This window comes from Acinetobacter terrae (genome assembly GCF_013004375.1).
Lineage (GTDB): Bacteria > Pseudomonadota > Gammaproteobacteria > Pseudomonadales > Moraxellaceae > Acinetobacter > Acinetobacter terrae.
Window position 1 is genome coordinate 23,068 of record NZ_JABERI010000007.1, and the last position, 21,597, is coordinate 44,664.

The 21,597-nt window shown below is 40.2% G+C and carries 27 protein-coding genes; 19 read left to right on the top strand and 8 right to left on the bottom strand.

What is annotated here, in order from left to right; all coding sequences use genetic code 11:
• Positions 1 to 87 precede the first annotated feature (87 nt).
• Positions 88 to 669: an NAD(P)H-dependent oxidoreductase gene (locus tag HLH14_RS03895; RefSeq protein WP_067723316.1), complete on the top strand. Its 582-nt coding sequence runs from the start codon at positions 88 to 90 to the stop codon at positions 667 to 669.
• A gap of 26 nt (positions 670 to 695) precedes the next feature.
• Positions 696 to 1,016 carry a putative quinol monooxygenase gene (locus HLH14_RS03900; RefSeq protein ID WP_067723317.1) on the top strand — a complete coding sequence of 107 codons (321 nt, stop codon included), beginning with the start codon at positions 696 to 698 and terminating at the stop codon, positions 1,014 to 1,016.
• A 60-nt stretch (positions 1,017 to 1,076) separates the two neighbouring features.
• Here HLH14_RS03900 and HLH14_RS03905 read toward each other — a convergent pair whose 3' ends face one another.
• The 5 genes from HLH14_RS03905 to HLH14_RS03925 form a co-directional block, all read right to left on the bottom strand.
• On the bottom strand, positions 1,077 to 1,862 hold the full coding sequence (locus HLH14_RS03905) for a thiazole synthase (RefSeq protein WP_067723319.1): 786 nt from the start codon (positions 1,860 to 1,862) through the stop codon (positions 1,077 to 1,079).
• A gap of 12 nt (positions 1,863 to 1,874) precedes the next feature.
• Complete coding sequence (gene thiS, locus HLH14_RS03910; protein WP_067723444.1) at positions 1,875 to 2,072, bottom strand: sulfur carrier protein ThiS; 198 nt, start codon at positions 2,070 to 2,072, stop codon at positions 1,875 to 1,877.
• Positions 2,073 to 2,097: 25 nt separating this feature from the next.
• Positions 2,098 to 2,463, bottom strand: coding sequence for a DUF423 domain-containing protein (locus HLH14_RS03915; RefSeq protein WP_067723321.1), 366 nt, complete (start codon positions 2,461 to 2,463; stop codon positions 2,098 to 2,100).
• Between the two features lie 147 nt (positions 2,464 to 2,610).
• Positions 2,611 to 3,480 carry an RNA polymerase sigma factor RpoH gene (gene rpoH, locus HLH14_RS03920; RefSeq protein WP_067723323.1) on the bottom strand — a complete coding sequence of 290 codons (870 nt, stop codon included), beginning with the start codon at positions 3,478 to 3,480 and terminating at the stop codon, positions 2,611 to 2,613.
• A gap of 136 nt (positions 3,481 to 3,616) precedes the next feature.
• Positions 3,617 to 3,850, bottom strand: coding sequence for a sulfurtransferase TusA family protein (locus HLH14_RS03925; RefSeq protein ID WP_067723325.1), 234 nt, complete (start codon positions 3,848 to 3,850; stop codon positions 3,617 to 3,619).
• Positions 3,851 to 4,232: 382 nt separating this feature from the next.
• Here HLH14_RS03925 and HLH14_RS03930 point away from each other — a divergent pair, with 382 nt between their 5' ends.
• Together HLH14_RS03930 and rhlB are read left to right on the top strand one after the other, a co-directional pair.
• Positions 4,233 to 4,445, top strand: coding sequence for a cold-shock protein (locus HLH14_RS03930; RefSeq protein WP_004648643.1), 213 nt, complete (start codon positions 4,233 to 4,235; stop codon positions 4,443 to 4,445).
• Between the two features lie 98 nt (positions 4,446 to 4,543).
• On the top strand, positions 4,544 to 5,695 hold the full coding sequence (gene rhlB, locus HLH14_RS03935; protein ID WP_067723327.1) for an ATP-dependent RNA helicase RhlB: 1,152 nt from the start codon (positions 4,544 to 4,546) through the stop codon (positions 5,693 to 5,695).
• A gap of 115 nt (positions 5,696 to 5,810) precedes the next feature.
• On the opposite strand, the gene HLH14_RS03940 is transcribed toward rhlB, so the two are convergent.
• Entirely contained in the window at positions 5,811 to 6,191 is a 381-nt protein-coding gene (locus tag HLH14_RS03940) for a hypothetical protein (RefSeq protein ID WP_171532724.1), read from the bottom strand.
• A 227-nt stretch (positions 6,192 to 6,418) separates the two neighbouring features.
• On the opposite strand from HLH14_RS03940, the gene HLH14_RS03945 reads away from it, so the two are divergent.
• The 14 genes from HLH14_RS03945 to HLH14_RS04010 all read left to right on the top strand — a co-directional run bounded on the left by HLH14_RS03945 (position 6,419) and on the right by HLH14_RS04010 (position 19,662).
• Positions 6,419 to 6,994, top strand: a complete 576-nt coding sequence (locus HLH14_RS03945) for a nitroreductase family protein (protein ID WP_171532725.1) — start codon at positions 6,419 to 6,421, stop codon at positions 6,992 to 6,994.
• A gap of 48 nt (positions 6,995 to 7,042) precedes the next feature.
• The gene (locus tag HLH14_RS03950; RefSeq protein WP_171532726.1) at positions 7,043 to 8,116 is read left to right on the top strand and encodes an NAD(P)H-dependent glycerol-3-phosphate dehydrogenase; all 1,074 of its coding nucleotides are present in this window, start codon (positions 7,043 to 7,045) and stop codon (positions 8,114 to 8,116) included.
• Between the two features lie 78 nt (positions 8,117 to 8,194).
• Complete coding sequence (sixA, locus tag HLH14_RS03955; protein WP_086194364.1) at positions 8,195 to 8,650, top strand: phosphohistidine phosphatase SixA; 456 nt, start codon at positions 8,195 to 8,197, stop codon at positions 8,648 to 8,650.
• A gap of 30 nt (positions 8,651 to 8,680) precedes the next feature.
• Positions 8,681 to 9,820 (top strand): type II secretion system protein GspL, encoded by a 1,140-nt coding sequence (gene gspL / locus HLH14_RS03960; RefSeq protein WP_171532727.1) that lies wholly within the window; start codon positions 8,681 to 8,683, stop codon positions 9,818 to 9,820.
• A complete protein-coding gene (gspM, locus tag HLH14_RS03965; protein ID WP_067723339.1) occupies positions 9,820 to 10,299 on the top strand; it encodes a type II secretion system protein GspM in 480 nt (159 codons plus the stop codon). Before gspL ends, gspM begins: the two co-directional genes overlap by 1 nt.
• Positions 10,300 to 10,389: 90 nt before the next feature.
• The gene (locus HLH14_RS03970; protein ID WP_067723341.1) at positions 10,390 to 11,400 is read left to right on the top strand and encodes a quinone-dependent dihydroorotate dehydrogenase; all 1,011 of its coding nucleotides are present in this window, start codon (positions 10,390 to 10,392) and stop codon (positions 11,398 to 11,400) included.
• Positions 11,397 to 11,984, top strand: coding sequence for a CvpA family protein (locus HLH14_RS03975; RefSeq protein WP_067723343.1), 588 nt, complete (start codon positions 11,397 to 11,399; stop codon positions 11,982 to 11,984). The genes HLH14_RS03970 and HLH14_RS03975 overlap by 4 nt, the downstream gene beginning before the upstream one ends.
• Positions 11,985 to 12,008: 24 nt before the next feature.
• The gene (gene purF / locus HLH14_RS03980) at positions 12,009 to 13,547 is read left to right on the top strand and encodes an amidophosphoribosyltransferase (protein ID WP_067723345.1); all 1,539 of its coding nucleotides are present in this window, start codon (positions 12,009 to 12,011) and stop codon (positions 13,545 to 13,547) included.
• A gap of 130 nt (positions 13,548 to 13,677) precedes the next feature.
• Complete coding sequence (locus HLH14_RS03985; RefSeq protein WP_378321313.1) at positions 13,678 to 15,528, top strand: M48 family metalloprotease; 1,851 nt, start codon at positions 13,678 to 13,680, stop codon at positions 15,526 to 15,528.
• 115 nt (positions 15,529 to 15,643) lie between these two features.
• Positions 15,644 to 16,312 (top strand): hypothetical protein, encoded by a 669-nt coding sequence (locus tag HLH14_RS03990; RefSeq protein WP_067723349.1) that lies wholly within the window; start codon positions 15,644 to 15,646, stop codon positions 16,310 to 16,312.
• Complete coding sequence (locus tag HLH14_RS03995) at positions 16,309 to 17,277, top strand: 2-hydroxyacid dehydrogenase (RefSeq protein ID WP_067723351.1); 969 nt, start codon at positions 16,309 to 16,311, stop codon at positions 17,275 to 17,277. The genes HLH14_RS03990 and HLH14_RS03995 overlap by 4 nt, the downstream gene beginning before the upstream one ends.
• Positions 17,278 to 17,362: 85 nt before the next feature.
• On the top strand, positions 17,363 to 18,802 hold the full coding sequence (locus HLH14_RS04000) for a M48 family metalloprotease (protein WP_067723353.1): 1,440 nt from the start codon (positions 17,363 to 17,365) through the stop codon (positions 18,800 to 18,802).
• Between the two features lie 47 nt (positions 18,803 to 18,849).
• A complete protein-coding gene (locus tag HLH14_RS04005) occupies positions 18,850 to 19,218 on the top strand; it encodes a GFA family protein (protein ID WP_067723355.1) in 369 nt (122 codons plus the stop codon).
• Positions 19,219 to 19,299: 81 nt separating this feature from the next.
• Positions 19,300 to 19,662 (top strand): hypothetical protein, encoded by a 363-nt coding sequence (locus HLH14_RS04010; protein WP_067723357.1) that lies wholly within the window; start codon positions 19,300 to 19,302, stop codon positions 19,660 to 19,662.
• A gap of 73 nt (positions 19,663 to 19,735) precedes the next feature.
• Here the strand turns inward: HLH14_RS04010 and HLH14_RS04015 are convergent, their stop codons facing one another.
• Both HLH14_RS04015 and rpsU read right to left on the bottom strand, forming a co-directional pair.
• The gene (locus HLH14_RS04015) at positions 19,736 to 20,182 is read right to left on the bottom strand and encodes a GatB/YqeY domain-containing protein (RefSeq protein WP_067723359.1); all 447 of its coding nucleotides are present in this window, start codon (positions 20,180 to 20,182) and stop codon (positions 19,736 to 19,738) included.
• A 34-nt stretch (positions 20,183 to 20,216) separates the two neighbouring features.
• Entirely contained in the window at positions 20,217 to 20,432 is a 216-nt protein-coding gene (gene rpsU, locus HLH14_RS04020) for a 30S ribosomal protein S21 (RefSeq protein WP_001136722.1), read from the bottom strand.
• 145 nt (positions 20,433 to 20,577) lie between these two features.
• Between rpsU and tsaD the strand changes: the two genes are divergently transcribed.
• Positions 20,578 to 21,594, top strand: a complete 1,017-nt coding sequence (gene tsaD / locus HLH14_RS04025; protein WP_067723361.1) for a tRNA (adenosine(37)-N6)-threonylcarbamoyltransferase complex transferase subunit TsaD — start codon at positions 20,578 to 20,580, stop codon at positions 21,592 to 21,594.
• Positions 21,595 to 21,597: the final 3 nt, after the last annotated feature.

Here is a 21,597-nt window from a genome sequence, read left to right on the forward strand (position 1 = left end):
CAATAATATTTTGCAAATTTATGAATTTTTAGCAATAAAATATTTGAGTATATTGGCCACTGAAAACAAATCATCAAAGGCGAATGAATGAGTAATATCCTGATTGTGAATGGTGCCAAGCAATTTGCACACTCGAATGGCGAGTTAAATGATACGTTGACCGAGTTAGCAAATACTGTGCTTGGCGAACTGGGTCATAGCGTTAAAATTTCTCGTGCAGATAGCGACTATGAAATTCAGGAAGAAATTCAAAAATATGTATGGGCGGATGTCATTATTTATCAAATGCCGGGCTGGTGGATGGGTGCACCTTGGACAGTAAAAAAATATATTGATGATATTTTTACAGAAGGGCATGGAACTTTATATGCTAGTGATGGTCGATCACGTTCGGATGTCTCGAAAAAATACGGTTCAGGTGGTCTCATTCACGATAAAAAGTATATGTTATCGTTAACTTGGAATGCACCCATAGAAGCTTTTAATGATGCTGATCAATTTTTTCATGGCGTCGGGGTTGACGGTGTATATCTGCCATTCCATAAAGCCAATCAATTTTTAGGTATGAAAAGTTTAGACACCTTCATCGTGAATGATGTGATAAAAATGCCCAATGTAGCTCAATATGAACACAAATATCGTCAGCATCTGATGGATGTTTTTGCCTAATAGATGAATTGTTTGAGGGGTAAACTATGCTGGTTGTTATTGCAGATATTCAGCTTCGCTCAGGTGCCCAACATCGTGAAAACGTGTTGAACGCATTTAGAAAAATAACACCTATTGTTTTGCAAGAAGATGGGTGTTACGGCTATGAGTTATTGGTAGATCATGAATCAGGGATGGATTATCAGACAAAAACACCTGATTCAATTACGATGTTGGAACATTGGGAAAGTATTGAACATTTGAATGCTCATTTACAGACACCGCATATGCAAGCGTATAAGCAACACGTTAAAGATGATGTGCTTGATGTCAAAATCCGGATTATGCAAAAGGGTTTAAGTATTTAAGTACATTCTTTGAATATAAAAAAGGCGATATTGATCGCCTTTTTTATTATTGAATTGAGATTACTTAAAGAAATAGCCTGTTTCAGGTGAACTTGCATTTGCCATACGTTTACGTGGCATGCGACCAGCTAAAAACGCTTCGCGACCCGCTTCAACCGCTTTTTTCATCGCAGAAGCCATTAAGATGGGATTTTGCGCAGCAGCAATCGCGGTATTCATGAGTACGCCGTCGCAACCCAATTCCATTGCAATAGCAGCATCACTCGCTGTACCCACACCAGCATCTACCAATACAGGAACTTTGGCATTTTCCTTAATAATAGAAATGGTGTGCGGATTTAAAATACCCAACCCTGAACCAATCAGGCTGCCTAAAGGCATAATCGCAACACAGCCCATGCTCTCTAACTCTTGAGCCACGATCGGGTCATCCGAGGTGTAGACCATGATTTCAAAGCCATCGTCAATTAAGGTGCGAGCAGCTTTTAAAGTTTCGGTGATATTCGGGTAAAGTGTTTTTTCATCACCCAATACTTCCAGTTTAACAAGGTTGTGACCATCCAGAAGTTCACGTGCAAGCATACAGGTACGAATCGCACTGTTGGCATCAAAACAACCTGCTGTATTGGGCAGAATTGTGTACTTTTCAGGTGGTACAACAGAAAGTAAATTCGGCTGGTCAGGATGCTGCCCAATGTTCACACGGCGAATTGCAACCGTCACAATTTCTGCACCGCTGGCTTGAATGGCTAAATCAGTTTCAGTTAAATCTTTATATTTACCTGTACCGACCAATAAGCGTGAATTAAATGTACGAGAACCAATTATAAGCGGGGTATCTTCCATGGGAGCTCCGAATTAGCCGCCACCGACGGCATGAATAATTTCGATATGATCTTCAGCGCAAATAAGGGTTTGTGCCAATTTGCTTTTGGAAATGATCATTTCATTCTGTTCAACAGCAAAGCGTTTGCCTTCCAAGGCTAATTCTTGAATCAATTCTAATAAATTAGTACATGAGGTATTTTGCGATTCGCCATTTAAATAAATATGCATAGTCATTTCTCCCTGTTCCTTAACTTTATTTTGCATATTTCAATGCATTCCAAGCCAGTACCAGCCAACCTGCAATCATTAAAGCCCCGCCAATCGGTGTGATGGCCCCTAATACACGAGGTAAACCTAAGGCCATCACATACAATGAGCCACAGAAAAATAAAATACCGACTTGAATCAGGATAAAACTGGCTTTAATAGGCAGTTGGGGAATAACTTTGCTTAGAATGGCGAGCGCCAAAAGTCCAAGAGCATGATAGAAAAAATAGTCAGTTGCTGTGTGCCACCAAGCCAATTGAGCTTCGCTTGCCTGTGCTTTTAAGCCATGCGCGCCAAATGCACCTAGCATGACCGCAAATGCCAAGTTAAGGGCTGAAATTGCAATCCACATAAGCAATGATCACCTGAGTAAATTTGCGCTTAACTTAGCATATATTAGCGTTTATACGAAAGGCAAAAAGCAACAATACAAATGTCTAAATATAAAAAAAGGGCACGCAGCCCTTTCTTTAAAAACGAATAAAATGAGTCCAATAGCTTAGTTAGAAGACATTGCGACTTTAATTTTTTCCATTGCATTTTTTTCGAGCTGACGAATACGTTCCGCAGACACATTATATTCAGCCGCCAATTCATGCAGCGTTGATTTTTCATCATCTAGCCAACGGCGCTGCAAAATGTTACGCGAACGATCATCAAGCTGATCCATTGCACTATGTAGTGCAGAAGTACTTTGTTGCTCGTAGTCTTCTTCTTCAGCTAAACGTGCTGGATCGTAACGATTGTCTTCTAAATATAAAGCCGGTGCGACATGAGTTGAACCTTCATCATCGTCATCACCCTGAGCTTCAAATGCTGCATCATAGGCTGTTAAACGACCTTCCATTTCCAAGACTTGTTCTGGTGTTACATTTAAGTCATTGGCAATCGATTTTGCTTCTTCGAGTGTCAGCTTCTTACTCGATTTTTTTAAGCTACGTAAGTTAAAGAAGAGTTTACGTTGCGCTTTGGTGGTCGCAATTTTGACAATACGCCAGTTACGAATCACATATTCATGAATTTCAGCTTTAATCCAATGCACGGCAAAAGAGACCAAACGTACACCCATATTCGGGTCAAAACGTTTAACCGCTTTCATTAAGCCCAGGTTGCCTTCTTGAATCAGGTCGCCCTGTGGCAAACCATAGCCTGCATAACTACGTGCAATATGGACAACAAAACGCAAATGAGACATGACCAGCATTTTTGCGGCGTCTAAATCTTGGTCGTAATAATACCGTTCGGCCAACTCTTTTTCTTGTTCAGCCGTTAAAATAGGAATCTGATTGACAGTACTGATATAAGCACCGAGATTTACCCCTGGCGCCGATAATGACAGGGGCATCAATTGATTGCTGCTGTCACTCATGTGTTCTCCTTCAGAATGGATGACATAACCACTTAAATTTTATCTTAATCCAATATTTTCCTGAAATAAGGAATATTGGGTAGAGAAATGTAATTTTTTATGCAAATTTGAAAAGTTCTAGTTTAATTGAAAATAATTAAGATTCAATTAAGTAGTGATATTCAGTATCAGTTATTTTTGTCATAGTGCATTTCAATTGATGCATTTGGCAATAACGGGTTACATCTTGCTGACTATGTGGATCTGACGATTTTAATAAAAATAGATGATCTGATTTATTCTTGATCGCTCGCTTAAGCATCAATAATGGCATGGGGCAGGGTTTGCCCATCGCATCTATGATAATCGCTGGATTGGCTAGATCATTCATCTCATTAAATTTCTGAAAAAACGTTCTGAAATGTTAGCAAATTTGGTGCCAAAGCTAAATGAAATTATATAATCTCAACATAAAAAGTACTGATATAAAATAGATAAATAATTAGTAAAATAAAACTCGATCAAAAGGGAAATTATTCAAAAAAAACAGTATGAATTGTTATAAACCCATGGTAAGCTCGTCGCGTATTCAGATTAATGACACAGTTAAATTTGTCTTAAACTTGAATATTGAAATGGATGTAACCGGGATTTTGTTAATAGTAATACAGAATGATTACAAGCTTAGAAATAATAAATATTTTTAAACCTTGTTTACTCTGCTGTTTGCAACACCGGGTGGTCCTTCTATTAAATACAATGAGGATTAACTTATGACAGCTCGTGAACAAGGCGTAGTTAAATGGTTCAACGACACTAAAGGCTTCGGCTTTATTCAACGTAACGGCGGCGATGACGTATTCGTTCATTTCCGCGCTATCCAAGGTGACGGTCACCGTTCACTTCGTGACGGCCAACGTGTTGAATTCAGCGTAGTTAAAGGTCAAAAAGGCTTCCAAGCTGAAGAAGTACAACCTTTAGACTAATCGCCTGATTATTCATGAGAACGCCCCAATGTAATTTGGGGCGTTTTTGTTTATAATAGGCTACAATTTTCCTGATTATTAAGTTAGAGCGCATTTATATGTCATCTGGTTTTGAAACCTTAAATTTACATCCGAAACTTAAACAAGCTATTGATGCCTTAGGTTTCAAAGAAATGACACCGATTCAGGAAAAGGTTTTGAAATTCACTTTGGCTGGACATGATGCCATTGGTCGTGCCCAGACAGGTACCGGGAAAACAGCCGCTTTCCTTGTCAGTGTGATTAATGATTTGCTTAATAATCCGATTAAAGAACAACGTTTTCGTGGTGAAGCACGTGCCTTAATTCTTGCTCCAACACGTGAGTTGGCTTTACAAATTGAAAGTGATGCTAAAGATTTAACCAAATTTACCGATTTGCATGTGGTTACCTTGTTGGGTGGTGTTGATTTTGATAAACAAAAAGCACAACTTGATAAACAGTTTGTCGATATTATTGTGGCGACACCGGGTCGCTTAATTGATTTTGTTGAACAAAAAGAAGTTTGGCTGGATCAAATCGAATTTTTAGTGATTGATGAAGCAGACCGTTTACTTGATATGGGCTTTATTCCGTCGGTAAAACGAATTGTGCGTTATTCACCGCGTAAAGAACAGCGTCAAACGCTCATGTTCTCTGCAACCTTTAGTTATGATGTTTTAAACTTGGCACAACAATGGTTATTCGAACCTGTTACTGTTGAAATTGAGCCAGAAAAGAAAACCAATGCAGATGTTGAACAACGTGTTTACATGGTTGCAAAAACAGATAAATATAAATTGTTGCAAGAAATTTTACGCGATGAACCGATTGAAAAAGTCATGATTTTTGCCAATCGTCGTGATCAGGTGCGTAAACTTTATGATCATTTAAAAAGAGATGGTTATAAGGTCGTGATGTTGTCAGGTGAAATTGCACAAGACAAGCGTACCAAAATGCTCGATCAATTTAAAAGTGGCCAGCATAATATTATGATTGCAACCGATGTTGCCGGTCGTGGTATTCATGTGGATGGCGTTTCACATGTTATAAACTTTACTTTACCTGAACAATCAGATGATTATGTACACCGTATCGGTCGTACCGGTCGCGCAGGCGCACAAGGTGTCAGTATTAGTTTCTTGTCTGAAGATGATGCGTTCTATCTTCCAGAAATTGAAAAAGCCATTGGTCAAAAACTACCGTTAACCCGTATGGAAGGTTATTGTTAATTTTGGTATTAAATAAAATGTAAAAGAAAAGCCGCTTATTTAAAGCGGCTTTTCTTTGTATGCTCAAAACATCATATTTTATTGATGTAATCACATAAAATTATCATTCCGGTATTTAGTTAGCTCGGCAAGTAAATGTTAGAACTGTTTGGTAGTCTTCATCACGAGCGAGACTGCCACTTTTTCCTGTCAAAGTACCTAGAACGCTGGTTGCAGCCTGAATCATTTGTCCAGTTTTTTCATCCACAACGCCTTTTAAAGCACCATTGTATTCAGTTTTTTCATCAATCACGACTGGGGTGGCCTTTTTGCCGCAAGTATTGTTGGCAGCGGTAATGGCATTGTTTTTAGAAATGAGATTGGTTTTACCTACGCCGGTCACTTCATACTGGTTATTTTGTTTTTGAATGGCTAATGATGTGGTTGGGTTGGATGTACATGCAGTTAAGGCAAGAGCAACGGCAACTGTGGAAGAGAGTGCAAAAACTTTATTCATCTTTTTCCCCTGATTCGTTTTAAAAAGAATAAAAAGCATTTGAGCATAACTTTTTGGATGCTTTTTGAAAGACTTGTATGAAATATGCAGTTTTATATGGTCCCTCTGTGACTGCCTCATATCTAAGGCTAGAATTGAGTGAAGGGCGTTGCCTAATTGCTCTAGAGTATCTGAATAAGAATATGCTAATCTTAATGAAATATTTTAGTACACAGATATAGAAGTTAATGACTGATTCAGCGGTAGATATGGTTCATTTTAATATTCATCAACGTCAGTCGATTGGCCATTTAATCGAGCCTGCGCCAAATGTAGAACAGTTGGAAAAAGCCTTTCAAGCTGCATTGACTGCGCCAGACCATCATCGTTTAAAGCCGACCCGTTTTGTGGTGATTTCAGCGGATCAACGTGAAGCTTTTGGTGAATTATTGTCTAAAGCTTTGGCGGATTTGGGGGAAACAGATCAGACTCAGTTAGACCGTGTTAAAAACCATCCATTTCGTGCACCACTTTTGGTTTTGGCATTAACGAAATTTCAGCCACATCCGAAAGTTCCCAATTTTGAACAAACCTTAAGTACCGGTGCGGCAATACAAAATTTCTTATTGTCGTTACAAGTGCAGGGTTTTTCAAGCATGTGGCGAAGCGGTGTTGTGATTGAGTCGAATCTGTTTAAACAGGCTTTAGGCCTGGCAGAGGATGATTTAATTTCTGGAATTATTTATATTGGAACGGCAGCAAAAGCCATTCCCGCACGTGCAGAAATAAATACACAAGATTATGTGAGTTATTGGAATAAATAACTTTATTGAATACTGGGTCATAAAATACTGAGTCGAGATATAAAAAGAATGTCAGAGTTGAATTTTTCAGATCTTGTTGAACCTGTTTCAGTTGATCAAAAAACGGCGTTACGCGTAACAGTTTTAGGTGGTGGTAGTTTCGGTACTGCAATGGCAAATACAGCAGTGCGTAATGGTTGCGATACCATGATCTGGATTCGTGATGACATTGCCGCAGCAGAAATTAATCAAACCCATGTCAATAAACGTTATCTACCCGATTTTACTTTAGAGTCTGGTTTGAAAGCGGTAACCGATTTAGAAACGGCTATTTGTAACCGCGACATTATTTTAGTGGCGATTCCAAGCCATTCTTTTCGTGATGTGCTGAAACAAATTAAACCATTCATTACTTCACAGGCAGTCATCTCTTTAACCAAAGGGATTGAAGCAAAAACTTTTAGTTTTATGAGCGATATTATTCGTGAAGAGTTACCTGAAGTACCTTATGGGGTACTTTCTGGACCGAATTTAGCTAAAGAAATTATGGCAGGTCAACCTGCTGGTACTGTGATTGCAAGTGAGTCTGAACTGGTCCGTTATGCCGTACAACAAGCCTTACACAGTGCATTATTCCGTGTGTTTGCCAGTGATGATGTGCATGGTGTGGAACTTGGTGGTGCTTTAAAAAATATCTATGCTGTTGCAATGGGTATGGCGGCCGCTTATAAAGTCGGTGAAAATACCAAAAGCATGATCTTGACTCGTGCACTGGCAGAAATGAGCCGTTTTGCGGTGAAACTGGGTGCAAATCCATTGACGTTCCTGGGGTTGTCAGGAGTGGGGGATTTATTTGCGACCTGTAGTAGTCCGCTGAGCCGGAACTATCAAGTTGGTTTTGCTTTGGGTTCTGGTAAGAGCTTAGAACAGGCAACCAAAGAATTGGGTCAAACGGCAGAAGGGATCAATACCATTATTCAGGTACGCAGCCGTTCAGAAGAATTAGATGTGTATATGCCAATTACCAGTGCTTTATATGATGTAATTTTTGAAGGCGCACCGCCTTTAAGCATTGCACTTTCACTGATGAAAAATGGGCATCGTAGTGATGTGGAGTTCGTTTTACCTCACCATGAAGTATAGTTTTTCAAATAATGGAATAAATGAGCTCTGTCATAAAGTTGGGTTATAATTGCTGCATATTTAGAATAAGGAAATTTTATGCAACTCACTTTAGTCCGTCATGGTGAAGCCTCTCCTGCGGTCAATGGAAATGATGACAAACGTCCATTAACCAAGCGAGGGCATAAGCAGGCGCAACAAACCGCAGAATATTTAAAGGACATGATTAAACCCGATGTATTTGTGGTGAGCCCTTTATTGCGTGCACAAGAGACTTTGGCGCATCTGCAACATTATTTTCATGATGTACCTGTGCTGGTATGTAATAAGATTAAACCTGAAGATGATGCGAAATCAGCAGTTGAATGGTTGTCCCAGTTGCCTTATGAATCGATTGTTGTGGTGTGTCATATGAATGTGGTGGCGCATATTTCATCATTATTGACATCCGAGTCGTTCCATCCGTATGCTCTGGCTGAAGCGCGCATATATGAGCAAGCAGTCATTGCTGCCGGATTATCAACACAGTTAAAAAGTTTTATTCCAAACACATAAAATATTAATTAAAACGGCAGAAAAACATTAATGTTGTATTTATGGATGCCTGAAGCCAATGGGGTTTGGCAATGGTCGACTGGAGAGAGCTGGTATCCAGTCTCTAGTCTCGAGCATTTGATTCAAGAGACTCAAGCCCATCATAGGGAAGAAGCCATCGTGTTTTTTCCAAGCCGTGATGCGCAAATGCTGCAACAGACTTTAGCCAAATCACAATATAAAAAATTGGGTGTGGACGGGGTTAAATATCTATTAGAGGAATTTGTTGTTTTACCCATTGATTCAATGAAGGTATTGCATCATTTTCAAAATCCAGATCAGTTGGTTATTTTGGGTGTGGCAAATAGCACAGTGGAAATGCTACAAAATGCCTTGAGCTTGATTCCGGTCAAAGTCATTTCCCTATTGCCTGATTTTCTGATTTTACCCATTCCTGAAGCAGCGCAAACTGTCATTGCCAATGTATCAGGACGTTTGCTGGTACGTGAAAATGAATTTATGGGGAATTCGGTTGATGATTTAGCCTTATTTTTAGATTATCAGCCGCAAGGGCAACGTTATAAAGTTAGTAATTTTACTGCTGAACAAATGCAAAGCCTTGAAGCAATGGTCACGCATGAGCAGATTGAATCTTTTCATTATCAATTTCCTGTCTTAAAAAAAGCGAAAAATCATCCTTTTAATATCCTGCCGAAAGCGAAAAACAGCACCGGTGTAACTGGGTATTGGAAAGCATGTGCTGCCGTGTTGGTCGCTGCTTTAATGGTTCAGTTTAGCTATGATGCGACACGCTGGTATAAGTATAGAAAAGTGGCAGATCAGACTGCGGTGCAAGCGATCGATCAATATAAATACTGGTTTGGGCAAAGTAGCCGTGTCACTGAGCAGAATTTAAAAAGTCAGTTTGAAAGTCATGTGCGTTTGAATAAAAGTGCCAATACTCAAGCCTTGCAGCTACTCAGTCGTGTAGGTCCAGTTTTAATGCAAAATCAAATTGTGGCGAATCGTATCAACTACAATGCTTCAGTTTTAAATATGGAATTGAAAGCCAATTCTGCTGCGGCATTGCAAACTCTAACGCAACAACTGAATCAGCAAGGGTTTAAAGTTGAATTAGGCAATATTCAGCCGAATGGCACCGGTGCACTTGGATTGGTGAAAATACAATAATGAAAACATCAGAAAAACTGCAAAGCTCGATTGATCAATCGATAGAGAGAATCGCGGATTATTTGGATCGGTTGTCTGTGCGTGAACGCTATATGGTGATTTTTACCACCATTTTTGTTCTGGTTGCGGCGATTGGCTCGGCACTTTGGTTTATGCATGCAGCGGCCAATAAACAGCAAAATCGGGTCAATGATTTAAAAGACATGATGGTCTGGATGCAAAGTAATGCCGTGACCATGAAACCTGCCGATGATTTGCAGTTAACTGCGGCAGATAAAGTACAACGTGTTGCTCAGCAACAAGGACTATCGGTTGCATCACAGCAAGCAGGTGAACAAATTCAAATTGTGGCAGTGCATGAAAATTACGCCATTTTGGCAAATTTTTTAACCCAATTGGCTCAGATGGGACTAAGTCTTGAGAAAATAGAGTTAATTTCTGAGGCAGGTCAGATTAAATTAACAGCGACAGTGCAATAATGGGTAAAAATAAAGATCTGCTAAGCATGGTGTTTTTCATGGGCTATGCCTATAATATGGCGACTTAAAAAGCAGTAGACTTTTACAGATATGTTGTATTCTCTTGCCCGCCCTTTGTTGTTTTCTTTAGCACCAGAGCGTGCACATGAGCTGACACTATCGTTATTGAAATCAGCTCATCGCATGGGCATGATGCGTCAAAGCATTGCCTCTAAACCAGTGACTTGTATGGGGATTCAATTTCCCAATCCAGTGGGTTTAGCTGCCGGCCTAGACAAAAATGGCGCTTATATTGATGCCCTGGCTGGACTGGGGTTCGGTTTTATTGAAATTGGAACCATTACACCGCGTCCACAAGCGGGCAATCCGCATCCTCGTTTATTCCGTTTACCTGAAGCCAAAGCCATTATTAACCGTATGGGTTTTAATAATGACGGGGTAGACAAACTCATTGAAAATGTGAAAGCTGCAAAATTCAAAGGCATCTTGGGGATTAATATTGGTAAAAATGCCGATACTCCGGTTGAAAATGCAGTCGATGATTATCTGATTTGTCTTGAAAAAGTCTATAACTACGCTTCTTATGTGACTGTCAATATTTCATCACCGAATACCAAAAATTTGCGTAGCCTGCAAAGCGGTGATGCGCTGACAGAATTGTTGGAAACATTAAGAAAGCGTCAGCTTGAACTGGCTGAAGAACATCAGCATTATGTACCTTTGGTGCTTAAAGTCGCTCCAGATTTAACCCCTGAAGATATCGAATTTATTGCAAAGCAATTGATCCAGTTTAAAATTGATGGTTTGATTGTGACCAATACCACTTTGTCACGTGAAGGCGTGGAAAATCTCAAGTATGGTAATGAAGCGGGTGGCTTGTCTGGTGCGCCAGTCTTTGAAAAAAGTACCGCTTGTCTTGCAGCATTTTCAAAAGCATTGAAAGGTCAAATTCCATTGATTGGTGTCGGCGGTATTTTGTCAGGTGAGCAGGCAGTTGCAAAACAAGCTGCTGGTGCAAGCCTTGTACAAATTTATAGTGGCCTCATCTATACAGGTCCAACACTGGTTAAAGATTGTGTTGATGCGCTAAATACACCATGAATACATTGGATATCTTCATACTGATTATTTTGCTCATTGGAGGGCTAAACGGTTTGCGACAAGGATTGGTTTCAGCCTTTGCGAACTTGGTAGGATGGATTTTTGCACTGATCGTAGGTGCAAAATACGCAACCATTCTGGCACCTTCGATGGTCTCACTCAGTGGAGACCCAGTAGTACAAAAAATTGCAGCTTTTGCATTTATTGTATTGGTCATGGTGGTGTTAACCTGGGTTATTACTGCATTCCTCAACAAGATATTAAAGAGTCTAAAACTTGGCCCCCTCAACAGATTGGCAGGCGGTGCTTTTGGCTCTTTAAAGGGCTTAATGATTGTACTTATTACCATGCAGGGCATCGGTCCTTGGGTGGAAAGTTCTCCGCACTGGAAACAGTCTAAATTTGTACAACTCCTGATCCCTTATGCACCATGGGCCGCTGAGCTTTCTAAAGAAGCCGCACATGGAGCGCTCAATCATATCAAGTCCGATGAAGGTGCGCCGGCATCTTCCGACTCATCGTCTGATAAAACGCAGAAGCATGCAGCGCGTACAGATGAATCAACAAATAATCCTTTTTATTAATCCTAGCTTGTTTGCGAGGTTGCTATGTGTGGAGTAGTTGGTATAGCTGGTAAATCACCTGTTAACCAAATGTTGTTTGATGCATTAACGATGTTACAGCATCGTGGTCAGGATGCAGCCGGAATAGTAACTTGTCATGAAGGGCGTTTGTTCCTGCGTAAAGACAACGGTATGGTACGAGACGTCTTTCATACGCGTCACATGCGTGCACTGCTAGGTAATTACGGTATTGGTCATGTGCGTTACCCAACTGCAGGTTCTTCAAGCAGTGCGGAAGCACAGCCGTTTTATGTGAATTCGCCTTATGGTATTACCTTGGCGCACAACGGTAACTTGACCAACGCTGAAGAAATTCATGATGATTTGTTTAAAACAGATCTTCGTCATATGAATACCGATTCAGATTCAGAAGTGCTTCTAAACGTTTTTGCGCATGAAATGCAAAAAAGTGGCAAGCTGAATCCAACTGCAGAAGATGTTTTTCAGGTGGTTTCACGGGTACATGAGCGTTGTAAAGGTGCTTATGGCGTTGTAGCAATGATTACTGGACATGGTTTGGTTGGCTTCCGTGATCCAAACGGTATTCGTCCACTGATTTATGGTTCGCGTGAAACTGAAAAAGGCATGGAATATATTATTGCTTCTGAATCAGTGGCAATTACTGCTTTAGGTTTTAAAGTTGAACGTGATATTGAGCCGGGTGAAGCAATCTTCATTACTTCTGAAGGTGAAATGTTTACCAAGCAATGTGCGGAAAATCCTGAATATCGTCCTTGTATCTTTGAATATGTGTATTTTGCACGTCCAGATGCAATCATTGATGGCATTTCAGTTTATAAAGCACGTTTGAAGATGGGCGAAAAACTCGCGTATAAAATTTCACGTGAGTGGGGTGAAGAACACGATATTGATGTGGTGATTCCAATTCCAGATACATCGCGTACTTCCGCTTTGGAACTTGCCAATATTTTGGGCGTTAAATTCCGCGAAGGCTTTATGAAGAACCGTTATATCGGACGTACCTTCATTATGCCGGGTCAGCAACAACGTGAAAAATCAGTTCGTCAAAAATTGAACCCGGTTGAACTTGAGTTTAAAGGCAAGAATGTTTTACTGGTTGATGACTCGATTGTTCGTGGTACGACCTGTAACGAGATTATTCAAATGGCACGTGATGCCGGTGCGAAGAAAGTATTCTTTGCTTCAGCTGCACCGATGGTGAAATATCCAAACGTGTACGGTATTGATATGCCTGCAAAAGACGAGCTGATTGCATCTGGTCGTAGTGTGGAAGAAATTCGTGAAATTATTGGTGCCGACCGTTTGATTTTCCAGGATTTGGAAGATTTAAAAGGTGCTGTTCGTACCAGTAAAGTACCTGCACTACAAGAATTTGATTGCTCAGTTTTTGATGGTGTGTATGTGGCGGGCGGAATTGATGCAGCTTATCTAGATGAGCTTGAGCGCAAACGCAATGATTCTGCAAAAAAAGCCGTCGGTGGTTATATTGATGTGAATATTGATGCTGCATCGGTTGATCTTACTGGAGTGAAAGAAGAATAAAATTCTTTTTAATTCTATGAAAAGCGGGAATTTCCCGCTTTTTTAATTTATGATGTTTAAACAAAGTATAAGGTAATAAAGGATCTTCACATTGAAGAGTGCGGGTTATTCTTTTATTCAAAACAAAAATATGGTTTGGTCTGCAAGTGTTTGTATGCTTGCTGTATTACTCACACTATTCTTTTTAAATACGATCACTGGCTTGTGGGTATTTTATTTTGATCATAGCCAGTCTATTTTTTGGCATGTTTTGAGTCCTTATTTAATCGTGCTGCTGCTTGGCGTGATGGCTATTTCAGTTTTGTATGAGTTTTATGTGTTTCGTTCCGGTGGCCATTCGCTGGCAAAACAGTTGGGTGCGCGTCGCTTAAGCCTAATAGAAAGTATTCCTGAAGAAAGTCTTGCGCTCAAAATCACTGAACAATTGGCAGATACCTTTTTAATTGATACCCCTGCAGTCTATGTACTTCCCAATGAAGTGGGTGTAAATGCACTCACAGCAGGTTTTTATCCGCGTGATATTGTGATTATTCTGACTTGGGGTGCATTACAAAATTTAGATGAATTAGAGCTTTATGGTTTATTAAGCCATGAATTTAATAAGATTTTATCTGGTGAAACGGCAGAAAATACCCGTCTAAAAATCCTTTACAGCAGTCTGACCACTTTTAGCCAGTGGGGCGGTAAAATTGCCAAACAGGGCTTTACCAAGCATGGTCAAGCGCGTACGCATAAATTTGCGACTTCTTTTGTTGCAATGGGTGGTGTGATCTGGTTGGTGGGAAGCTTGGGTATTTTGATTACCCGATTTATTAAATATATTTCATTGGGTGGACGGACATTTAAAAATGATCAAAAAACCAGACGCCTGATTCAAAATGATGCCAATGTGCAAACGCTATTAAGAATCAATGTGCATCATTCAGGTTCGCAAATTTATAGTGAATATGCGGAATCCATTTCTCATATGTGCTTTGCCAATTCTTTAAGTCCGCAAAACTGGATGAATATTCATCCAAGTATTGAGCAACGTATTTATGAGCTGAACCCAGGGTTGGTGCAGGATTTACAGCTTGAAAATTTAAAAAAATTACGTAATCAACCGTTATTTAGTTTGTTCCGGTCACTGGATGAAGTGAATAGTGAAATATATTCACCGTTGAGTTCACCACAACCGCTTCCGCTGTTACGTTTATCACCGATTAGTTTTGCAATTAATGATGCGATTAAACCTTTAAATCCAGAAATTCGAAATAATATGCGGCGTCCTGAATTAATACAGCGGGCATTGCAGACGGCAACCGGTTCGCGAGAAGTGATGGTGTCTATTTTAATGATTCGGCAGTATCGTGAATTTATTCCTGCAGATGCGGAAGTGAGTCGGGCCATTGTTGATTCATTACTCAATTTAGACGGTCGGGTTCATATTTCTATTTTTCGTGAAGCTTGCAAAAATATTGGGGCAATGCCTGCCACCATTGCGCGGCAGTTTTTAATGAAATTGGCGCGAATTATTCAAGAAGATGGTGAAATCGGGCTGCTGGATGCCTTGCTGCTTGAATATGTGAAATTTGAATTGAATCTTCTTCCATTACATACACCGACTTCATTGGACGAAGTTAAACCGCATATTGTGCGTCTGATTGATGCCTTGTTGCATGTGCAGCAAATTAATAGCCTGAATCAACTGGATGTACGCGAAAAGATTCTCAAGCGTGTATTAACCGCAAAAGAATTGGAGATGTATACTGAAATCTCGGATGAACCGATTGATTTGGCAGAAATCTTAAATGATATCGCGGGCTTGCTACTGCGTGATCGTTTAAGTATTTTGGGTATTGCCGAACTGTGCTTGTGGAATGACCGTATTATTACCCAGGATGAGCTGGATGTTCTGGAATTGCTGTATTGGCGTTTTGGTTTTGAAACAGATGAAATTATTGAACAAATGCAGAAAAAAAATAGTTTGATGATTGTATAAACAAGCTGCGATAAAATTATAGATGAGTGATGATTAAACTAATCTTTAATAAAAGATCAGCAAAAGACAAGTAATCTCGTTAGAATACCAAGCATTCAATGGGTGATGAAAAAAGATGATAGGGCATCAGCGTGACATACTGGCAACATTAGGAATCGATATCTGGGTTCCTAAGGTTGCTTCGTGTCAAAAAATGCCATCTTCATCCATTTGGCGAGATCAAGCTGCACCTGAATATCTGACTGAAATTGTGGTGGCGAAAGCTCAATCACCTATAGTGCTAGAGCCAAAGGCTGAACAGCTCAAAACGTTTGATCGACCAAAACAGTTACCAACGCCCACATTGGTTGTCAAAGAAGTTCAAGCTGAAGTTCTGCCTCAAGTTGTTGAGGAACGACCTGCGCTACACATCGCAGCTTTTCAATTGCAGGCTTTTGGTTTGCCACATTGTGTCATCGTGATTGATGCTACTGAACTGAGCGCTGAACAACAGCAACTGTGGAATAATATTCAACAAGCCCTTCAAGCCGAATATTATGAATTACAGTGGCCATTTCCTTTGGTTAATTTCCAGGATGGTCGCGGTGCAGAAAGTTATGTGCAAGGCTTTATAGATGCCATTAGCGCAGATAAAAATATTATTTTTTTAGGGAAATTTCCTTATTTTAATCATTCAAAAAGTATTCATTTAGCTGGTCTGCAAGAGATGTTGGATCAGCCATTATTAAAAAAACGTTTATGGCAATTTATGCAAAAAACTAAGCAGAACATGGATGCTACATGAAGAAGAAAGTTGTTGTTTTTAGTCAGTTAGATCAAGACATACTTCAGTGTTTACAAGCTCAATATCAGGTTGAAGTTATTAATCCAAAATTGGGTGAGGTTAATGAGCAGATCCGTGAACAGGTCAAAGATGCAGATGGTATGATTGGGGCAGGGCGTCTACTCAATGAGAGTAATTTGGCGACAGCACAGCAACTTAAGATTATTTCCAGTGTCAGCGTGGGTTATGACAACTATGATCTTGCTTATTTAAATCAGAAAAAAATCTGGTTATCTAACACGCCTCATGTGCTCACAGAAACCACTGCCGATTTAGCTTTTACGCTATTGATGAGTGCTGCGCGTAAAGTTCCTTATTTGGATCAATGGACCAAGCAAGGTCAATGGAAGCGTACAGCAGCTGAAGCCCAATTTGGACGCGATGTTTTTGCTAAAACCTTGGGCATTATTGGTCTGGGTAATATTGGTGCTGCTGTGGCACGTCGTGGCTTTCATGGCTTTAATATGAATATTCTTTATCATAATCGTCGTGAAAAATTAGAATTGGCACAGTCTTTAAATGCACGATATTGTGGTCTGGATGAATTATTACAACAGTCAGATTTTGTTGTGGTTGCTGTCGATTTAAATACAGAATCTAAAGCGTTGATCGGTCCGCATGAGTTTGATCAAATGCAGCCGCATGCGGTGTTTGTGAATATTGCACGTGGTTCCGTGGTGGATGAACAGGCACTCATTGACACCTTAAAAGCGGGCAAGATTTTTGCTGCCGGGTTGGATGTCTATGCCAAAGAGCCTTTACAGGAATCCGAACTTTTTAGCTTGGATAATGTCGTGACTTTACCCCATGTCGGTTCAGCGACTGCAGAAACCCGTAAAAAAATGGCTGAACTGGCTTATCGTAATTTGGTTGATGCACTGGAAGGACGAACACCAGCTTATGTGGTGAATGCTTCATTTTCTTAAATTTGATAACACTTCATTGCAAATCCCTCAAATTTTCAATGTTATAGTCTGATAAATTGAAAAAAAGCAGTTTGAGAATATAACATTGAAACGGTTTCTATTGGCTTGCAGTATTGGTTTGGTCTCAATTATGGGGCCGACGCACAGTGCTAATGTGAATTCAACGTCCCAGTTTAATGTTCCTGAAATCGGCAGCGGAGTCGGTTTAATTGACCAACAAAAAGAAAAAATGATTGGCGAAAAAGTATTCCGTGAAGTTCAAAAACAAATGCCTGTGTTGCAAAATCCATGGTTGGAAGATCAATTAGGCAGTGTATTTTCCCATATTTTAAGTCAAACCCAGCTTGGGCAGCCTATAGGCCTGGTCATTATCAATGATCCTCAAATCAACGCTTTTGCCGTTCCTGGCGGGCTATTTGCCATTAATACAGGGATGGTGATTTCTGCTCGCAATATGGATGAAGTGGCTGGGGTAATGGCGCATGAAGTTGCACATGTGTCACAACGTCATTACAGTCGCTCACAAGAAGCTTTTAAGGGCCAGGGCTTGTTGACTTTAGCAGGGCTTTTGGTGGGTGCTTTGATTGCTTCGCAAGCGGATGGTGATGTCGGTACCGCAGTGATGTTGGGTTCGCAAGCTGCATTAATGGATAAGCAGCTGAATTACAGCCGTAACCAGGAACGTGAAGCTGACCGGATTGGCATGCAATATATGTATAGCGCTGGTTATAGTCCGCAAAGTATGGCGGATTTTTTTGAAGTGATGGATCGATCAACCAGTAAGGTCAGTTTCTTGCCGGACTTTTGGTTAACACATCCACTCAGTACAGAGCGGATGAGTGAAGCGCGTTTACGCGCAAATCAGTTCCCTCGAGTCAAATCAAGTTTGCATGATGAAGATTTTGAAATACTGAAATGGTACAGTCGGGTAATTTCTAATCAGACCACCGAACAGCAATTACAGATTTTAGCCAATCGTAAAAATTTTGCAGGGCAGTTGGCTCTATCCGCTTTTTATCTAAAACAAGGTGACTATGTTCTAGCTCAGCAAGTTTTAGATCAGGCAAAGGCACAGCAGCGCTTAAATAATTTGTTGGTGTTAATCCAAACCGATATTTATTTGGGGCAAAACAAAACCGATGAAGCATATAAAGCGATTCAGTCTGCTGCACGAATTATGCCTGAAAATCGAGCTTTAGCTTTTAAGCTGGCGGAAGTATATATTCGCCAAAAAGAACCTGCACAAGCATTAAATCTCGTTCAGCGTTTTTCCAATAAGAATCCTCGTGATATTCAGGCCTGGCGCTTGATGCAGCAAGCTGCAAATATCGACCAGCAATCCCCAATTAGAACAGTAAATGTATTGCGTTATCGTGCGGAAGTGGAATATTGGTCGGGCTGGGAAGAAAATGCAATTAAGTCCTTATTGCATGCACAGCGCTTGGTCAAAAATAATGAGCTGTTGTCTGCAAAACTAAAAATGCGCATTAATGAAATGCAAAAAGAGCGCCAGCTAAGAATCTAATTGCAGATGATGATTTTGCAATGATAATAAAAAATAAGGAGTTGAGCATGATAGAAGGTCAATGCTTATGTGGAATAGTGAAGTATCGTTATCATGGTGAAATTGAAAAAACCATCATATGTTACTGCAAAGACTGTCAAATGGCTCAAGGTTCAATCTTTGGCTGGAACAGTCCTTTGCAGAAATCCAAATTTGAAATTAGCAGTGGAATTAAATTTCTAAAAGAATATTTTCATAGCCCAAATAAGGCACGTGTTTTTTGTCAGGAATGCGGTAGTCCAATTTATTCATATCGGGTAGATTCGCCTGAAATTATTCGTTTACGCTTAGGGACGGTAACTTCGGGTGAATTGCCGGCACCTTCAGAACAAGCCTATACTCAATACAAGCCATATTTTTTGCATATTGATGAATAAAATCTACATCTAGAAACTTGAAGTATATGATAATCTTAGGCTGGATTTGTATTTCTAACGATGAACAATATTGATTGAATTATGAAAAAAATATTATTTTCTTGTTTTTTAATGGGCTGTGCGACATCAAATATTGCCTTTGCAAGTGTTGAGCAATATGTAACATCAGTGGAAAAAATTTCGGAACAATATAAGCAGGAAACCAGAATTTTTTTTAACAGCTTGGATGCTCAGCAAACCAGTTTTACCCCACAACAGCAAGTTCAATTCTGTGGAATCGTGAGTAATTATGTGGAGCAGTTGTATCAAGCGGCAGATCGAAACAGGGATGCTTTAGACCGTCAATTTAGACAGATGACCAAGCAGGATGTGATTCATCAAGTGATATTGTCAAAAGAAATGCTGATTTTGAAAAAATATAATGTTCAGTGTGATCTGAAATAAGAAGGGAATACGCCTGAACTGTCTTTGAATAAAGGCAGTTCAACGTTAAAGAAAGAATGATATAGAAGTGGGGTTATGCAAGTTTAGCTTTAATTTTAGCTGAAACTTGTGCAGGATCGGCGCGCCCGGCTATGAGCGGACGCAGAGAATTCATCACCTTACCCATATCTTTCATGCTAGTAGCTTCTTGAGCAGAAATAGTCTGCTCAATGATAGAATCAAGCTCTTCCTCAGTCATAGCTGCTGGTAGAAATTGAGATAAAATCTCAAGTTCGGCTTGTTCCTTACTAGCTAAGTCTTGTCGATTAGCGCCTTCAAAGGCTTTAATCGAATCTTTACGTTGTTTGATTTGCTTTTCAATGACCGCAAGAACTTGAACATCGTCAAGCTCTTTGCGCTCATCGATTTCGATTTGCTTAATTGCCGCCTGAAGACCACGAATTACCGTTAACTTCGACATTTCTTTGGCACGCATAGTTGCTTTCAAAACGTCCGTTATTTGGTTTTTTAAAGTAGTCATTTATCTTGTCCAGGCAGTCAATCACAAATTAATCTTAGTAAAGGCGAGTAGTACGTACAGACTCACGCGCCAATTTCTTTTGGTAGCGTTTAACTGCAGCAGCTTTTTTACGTTTACGTTCTTGAGTTGGTTTTTCGTAGAATTCGCGTTTACGAACGTCAGCTAAAACACCAGCTTTTTCGCATGAACGTTTGAAACGACGGATGGCTACGTCTACTGGTTCGCCTTCTTTCAATTTAACTTGTGGCATGAAGAATCCTCATAAGTTATGGATAAGATCTATGGCACGATTGCCTTAGATCACAAGTGAAGGACAGTATTTTACTCATTTACATCTCATATCACAAGTCTATAATAGCTTTAGCAATATTTAGATACGGGTAAAAGGCAGTTTAATGATCGTTCTTGGCTTAGAAACTTCTTGTGATGAAACTGGGTTAGCACTCTATGACAGTGAAGTCGGCTTGATAGGACAGGTGTTATATAGTCAGATTAAACTGCATGCAGAATATGGTGGTGTTGTTCCGGAACTGGCTTCACGTGACCATGTAAGAAAATTAATTCCTTTAATTAATCAGTTGCTTGAACAAAGTAATATCAAAAAATCACAAATTGATGCTATTGCATATACGCGTGGTCCAGGTCTGATGGGCGCATTAATGACGGGCGCATTATTCGGTCGAACCCTGGCATTTGCACTCAATAAACCGGCAATTGGTGTACATCATATGGAAGGTCATATGCTTGCGCCTTTATTATCTGCAACACCACCCGAGTTTCCGTTTGTCGCTTTATTGGTCTCTGGCGGACATACACAGCTCATGGCAGCGCATGGTATTGGTCAATATGAATTGCTGGGCGAATCGATTGATGATGCGGCGGGTGAGGCTTTTGACAAAGTTGCAAAAATGATGGGCTTGGCCTATCCAGGTGGACCAAATATTTCAAAATTGGCACTGCAAGGTAGCGCAACAGCGTTTGATTTGCCACGTCCAATGTTGCATCAAGGTCTGGACTTTTCCTTCAGTGGTTTGAAAACTGCGGTTTCAATTCAATTGAAAAAAGTTGAAGGCCAAAACCGTGAAGCTGATATTGCGGCATCTTTCCAAGAAGCATTGGTGGATACCTTGGTGAAAAAATCGGTTAAAGCACTCAAGCAAACAGGTTTAAAACGTCTGGTGATTGCGGGTGGGGTGAGTGCCAACAAACGTTTACGTGAACGTCTGGAAGCAGATTTAGCCAAAATTCAAGCGCAAGTTTATTATGCAGAACCTGCGCTATGTACCGATAACGGTGCAATGATTGCATTTGCAGGTTATCAACGTTTAAAAGCAGGACAGCATGATGGATTGTCGGTGACAACGACACCACGTTGGCCGATGACGGAATTAACCAATCCTTCAGAAGCTTAAGTT

Coding starts and splice junctions, on each gene's coding strand:
- HLH14_RS03975 (WP_067723343.1), top strand. CDS start 11,397: ATGAATACATTGGATATCTTCATACTGATTATTTTGCTCATTGGAGGG.
- gspL (WP_171532727.1), top strand. CDS start 8,681: ATGTTGTATTTATGGATGCCTGAAGCCAATGGGGTTTGGCAATGGTCG.
- sixA (WP_086194364.1), top strand. CDS start 8,195: ATGCAACTCACTTTAGTCCGTCATGGTGAAGCCTCTCCTGCGGTCAAT.
- tsaD (WP_067723361.1), top strand. CDS start 20,578: ATGATCGTTCTTGGCTTAGAAACTTCTTGTGATGAAACTGGGTTAGCA.
- HLH14_RS03950 (WP_171532726.1), top strand. CDS start 7,043: ATGTCAGAGTTGAATTTTTCAGATCTTGTTGAACCTGTTTCAGTTGAT.
- HLH14_RS03985 (WP_378321313.1), top strand. CDS start 13,678: ATGGTTTGGTCTGCAAGTGTTTGTATGCTTGCTGTATTACTCACACTA.
- HLH14_RS04015 (WP_067723359.1), bottom strand. CDS start 20,182: ATGACTACTTTAAAAAACCAAATAACGGACGTTTTGAAAGCAACTATG.
- rpoH (WP_067723323.1), bottom strand. CDS start 3,480: ATGAGTGACAGCAGCAATCAATTGATGCCCCTGTCATTATCGGCGCCA.
- gspM (WP_067723339.1), top strand. CDS start 9,820: ATGAAAACATCAGAAAAACTGCAAAGCTCGATTGATCAATCGATAGAG.
- purF (WP_067723345.1), top strand. CDS start 12,009: ATGTGTGGAGTAGTTGGTATAGCTGGTAAATCACCTGTTAACCAAATG.
- rpsU (WP_001136722.1), bottom strand. CDS start 20,432: ATGCCACAAGTTAAATTGAAAGAAGGCGAACCAGTAGACGTAGCCATC.
- HLH14_RS03930 (WP_004648643.1), top strand. CDS start 4,233: ATGACAGCTCGTGAACAAGGCGTAGTTAAATGGTTCAACGACACTAAA.
- HLH14_RS03990 (WP_067723349.1), top strand. CDS start 15,644: ATGATAGGGCATCAGCGTGACATACTGGCAACATTAGGAATCGATATC.
- HLH14_RS03900 (WP_067723317.1), top strand. CDS start 696: ATGCTGGTTGTTATTGCAGATATTCAGCTTCGCTCAGGTGCCCAACAT.
- HLH14_RS03905 (WP_067723319.1), bottom strand. CDS start 1,862: ATGGAAGATACCCCGCTTATAATTGGTTCTCGTACATTTAATTCACGC.
- thiS (WP_067723444.1), bottom strand. CDS start 2,072: ATGCATATTTATTTAAATGGCGAATCGCAAAATACCTCATGTACTAAT.
- HLH14_RS03970 (WP_067723341.1), top strand. CDS start 10,390: ATGTTGTATTCTCTTGCCCGCCCTTTGTTGTTTTCTTTAGCACCAGAG.
- HLH14_RS03925 (WP_067723325.1), bottom strand. CDS start 3,850: ATGAATGATCTAGCCAATCCAGCGATTATCATAGATGCGATGGGCAAA.
- HLH14_RS04005 (WP_067723355.1), top strand. CDS start 18,850: ATGATAGAAGGTCAATGCTTATGTGGAATAGTGAAGTATCGTTATCAT.
- HLH14_RS04010 (WP_067723357.1), top strand. CDS start 19,300: ATGAAAAAAATATTATTTTCTTGTTTTTTAATGGGCTGTGCGACATCA.
- rhlB (WP_067723327.1), top strand. CDS start 4,544: ATGTCATCTGGTTTTGAAACCTTAAATTTACATCCGAAACTTAAACAA.
- HLH14_RS03940 (WP_171532724.1), bottom strand. CDS start 6,191: ATGAATAAAGTTTTTGCACTCTCTTCCACAGTTGCCGTTGCTCTTGCC.
- HLH14_RS03915 (WP_067723321.1), bottom strand. CDS start 2,463: ATGTGGATTGCAATTTCAGCCCTTAACTTGGCATTTGCGGTCATGCTA.
- HLH14_RS03995 (WP_067723351.1), top strand. CDS start 16,309: ATGAAGAAGAAAGTTGTTGTTTTTAGTCAGTTAGATCAAGACATACTT.
- HLH14_RS03945 (WP_171532725.1), top strand. CDS start 6,419: ATGACTGATTCAGCGGTAGATATGGTTCATTTTAATATTCATCAACGT.
- HLH14_RS03895 (WP_067723316.1), top strand. CDS start 88: ATGAGTAATATCCTGATTGTGAATGGTGCCAAGCAATTTGCACACTCG.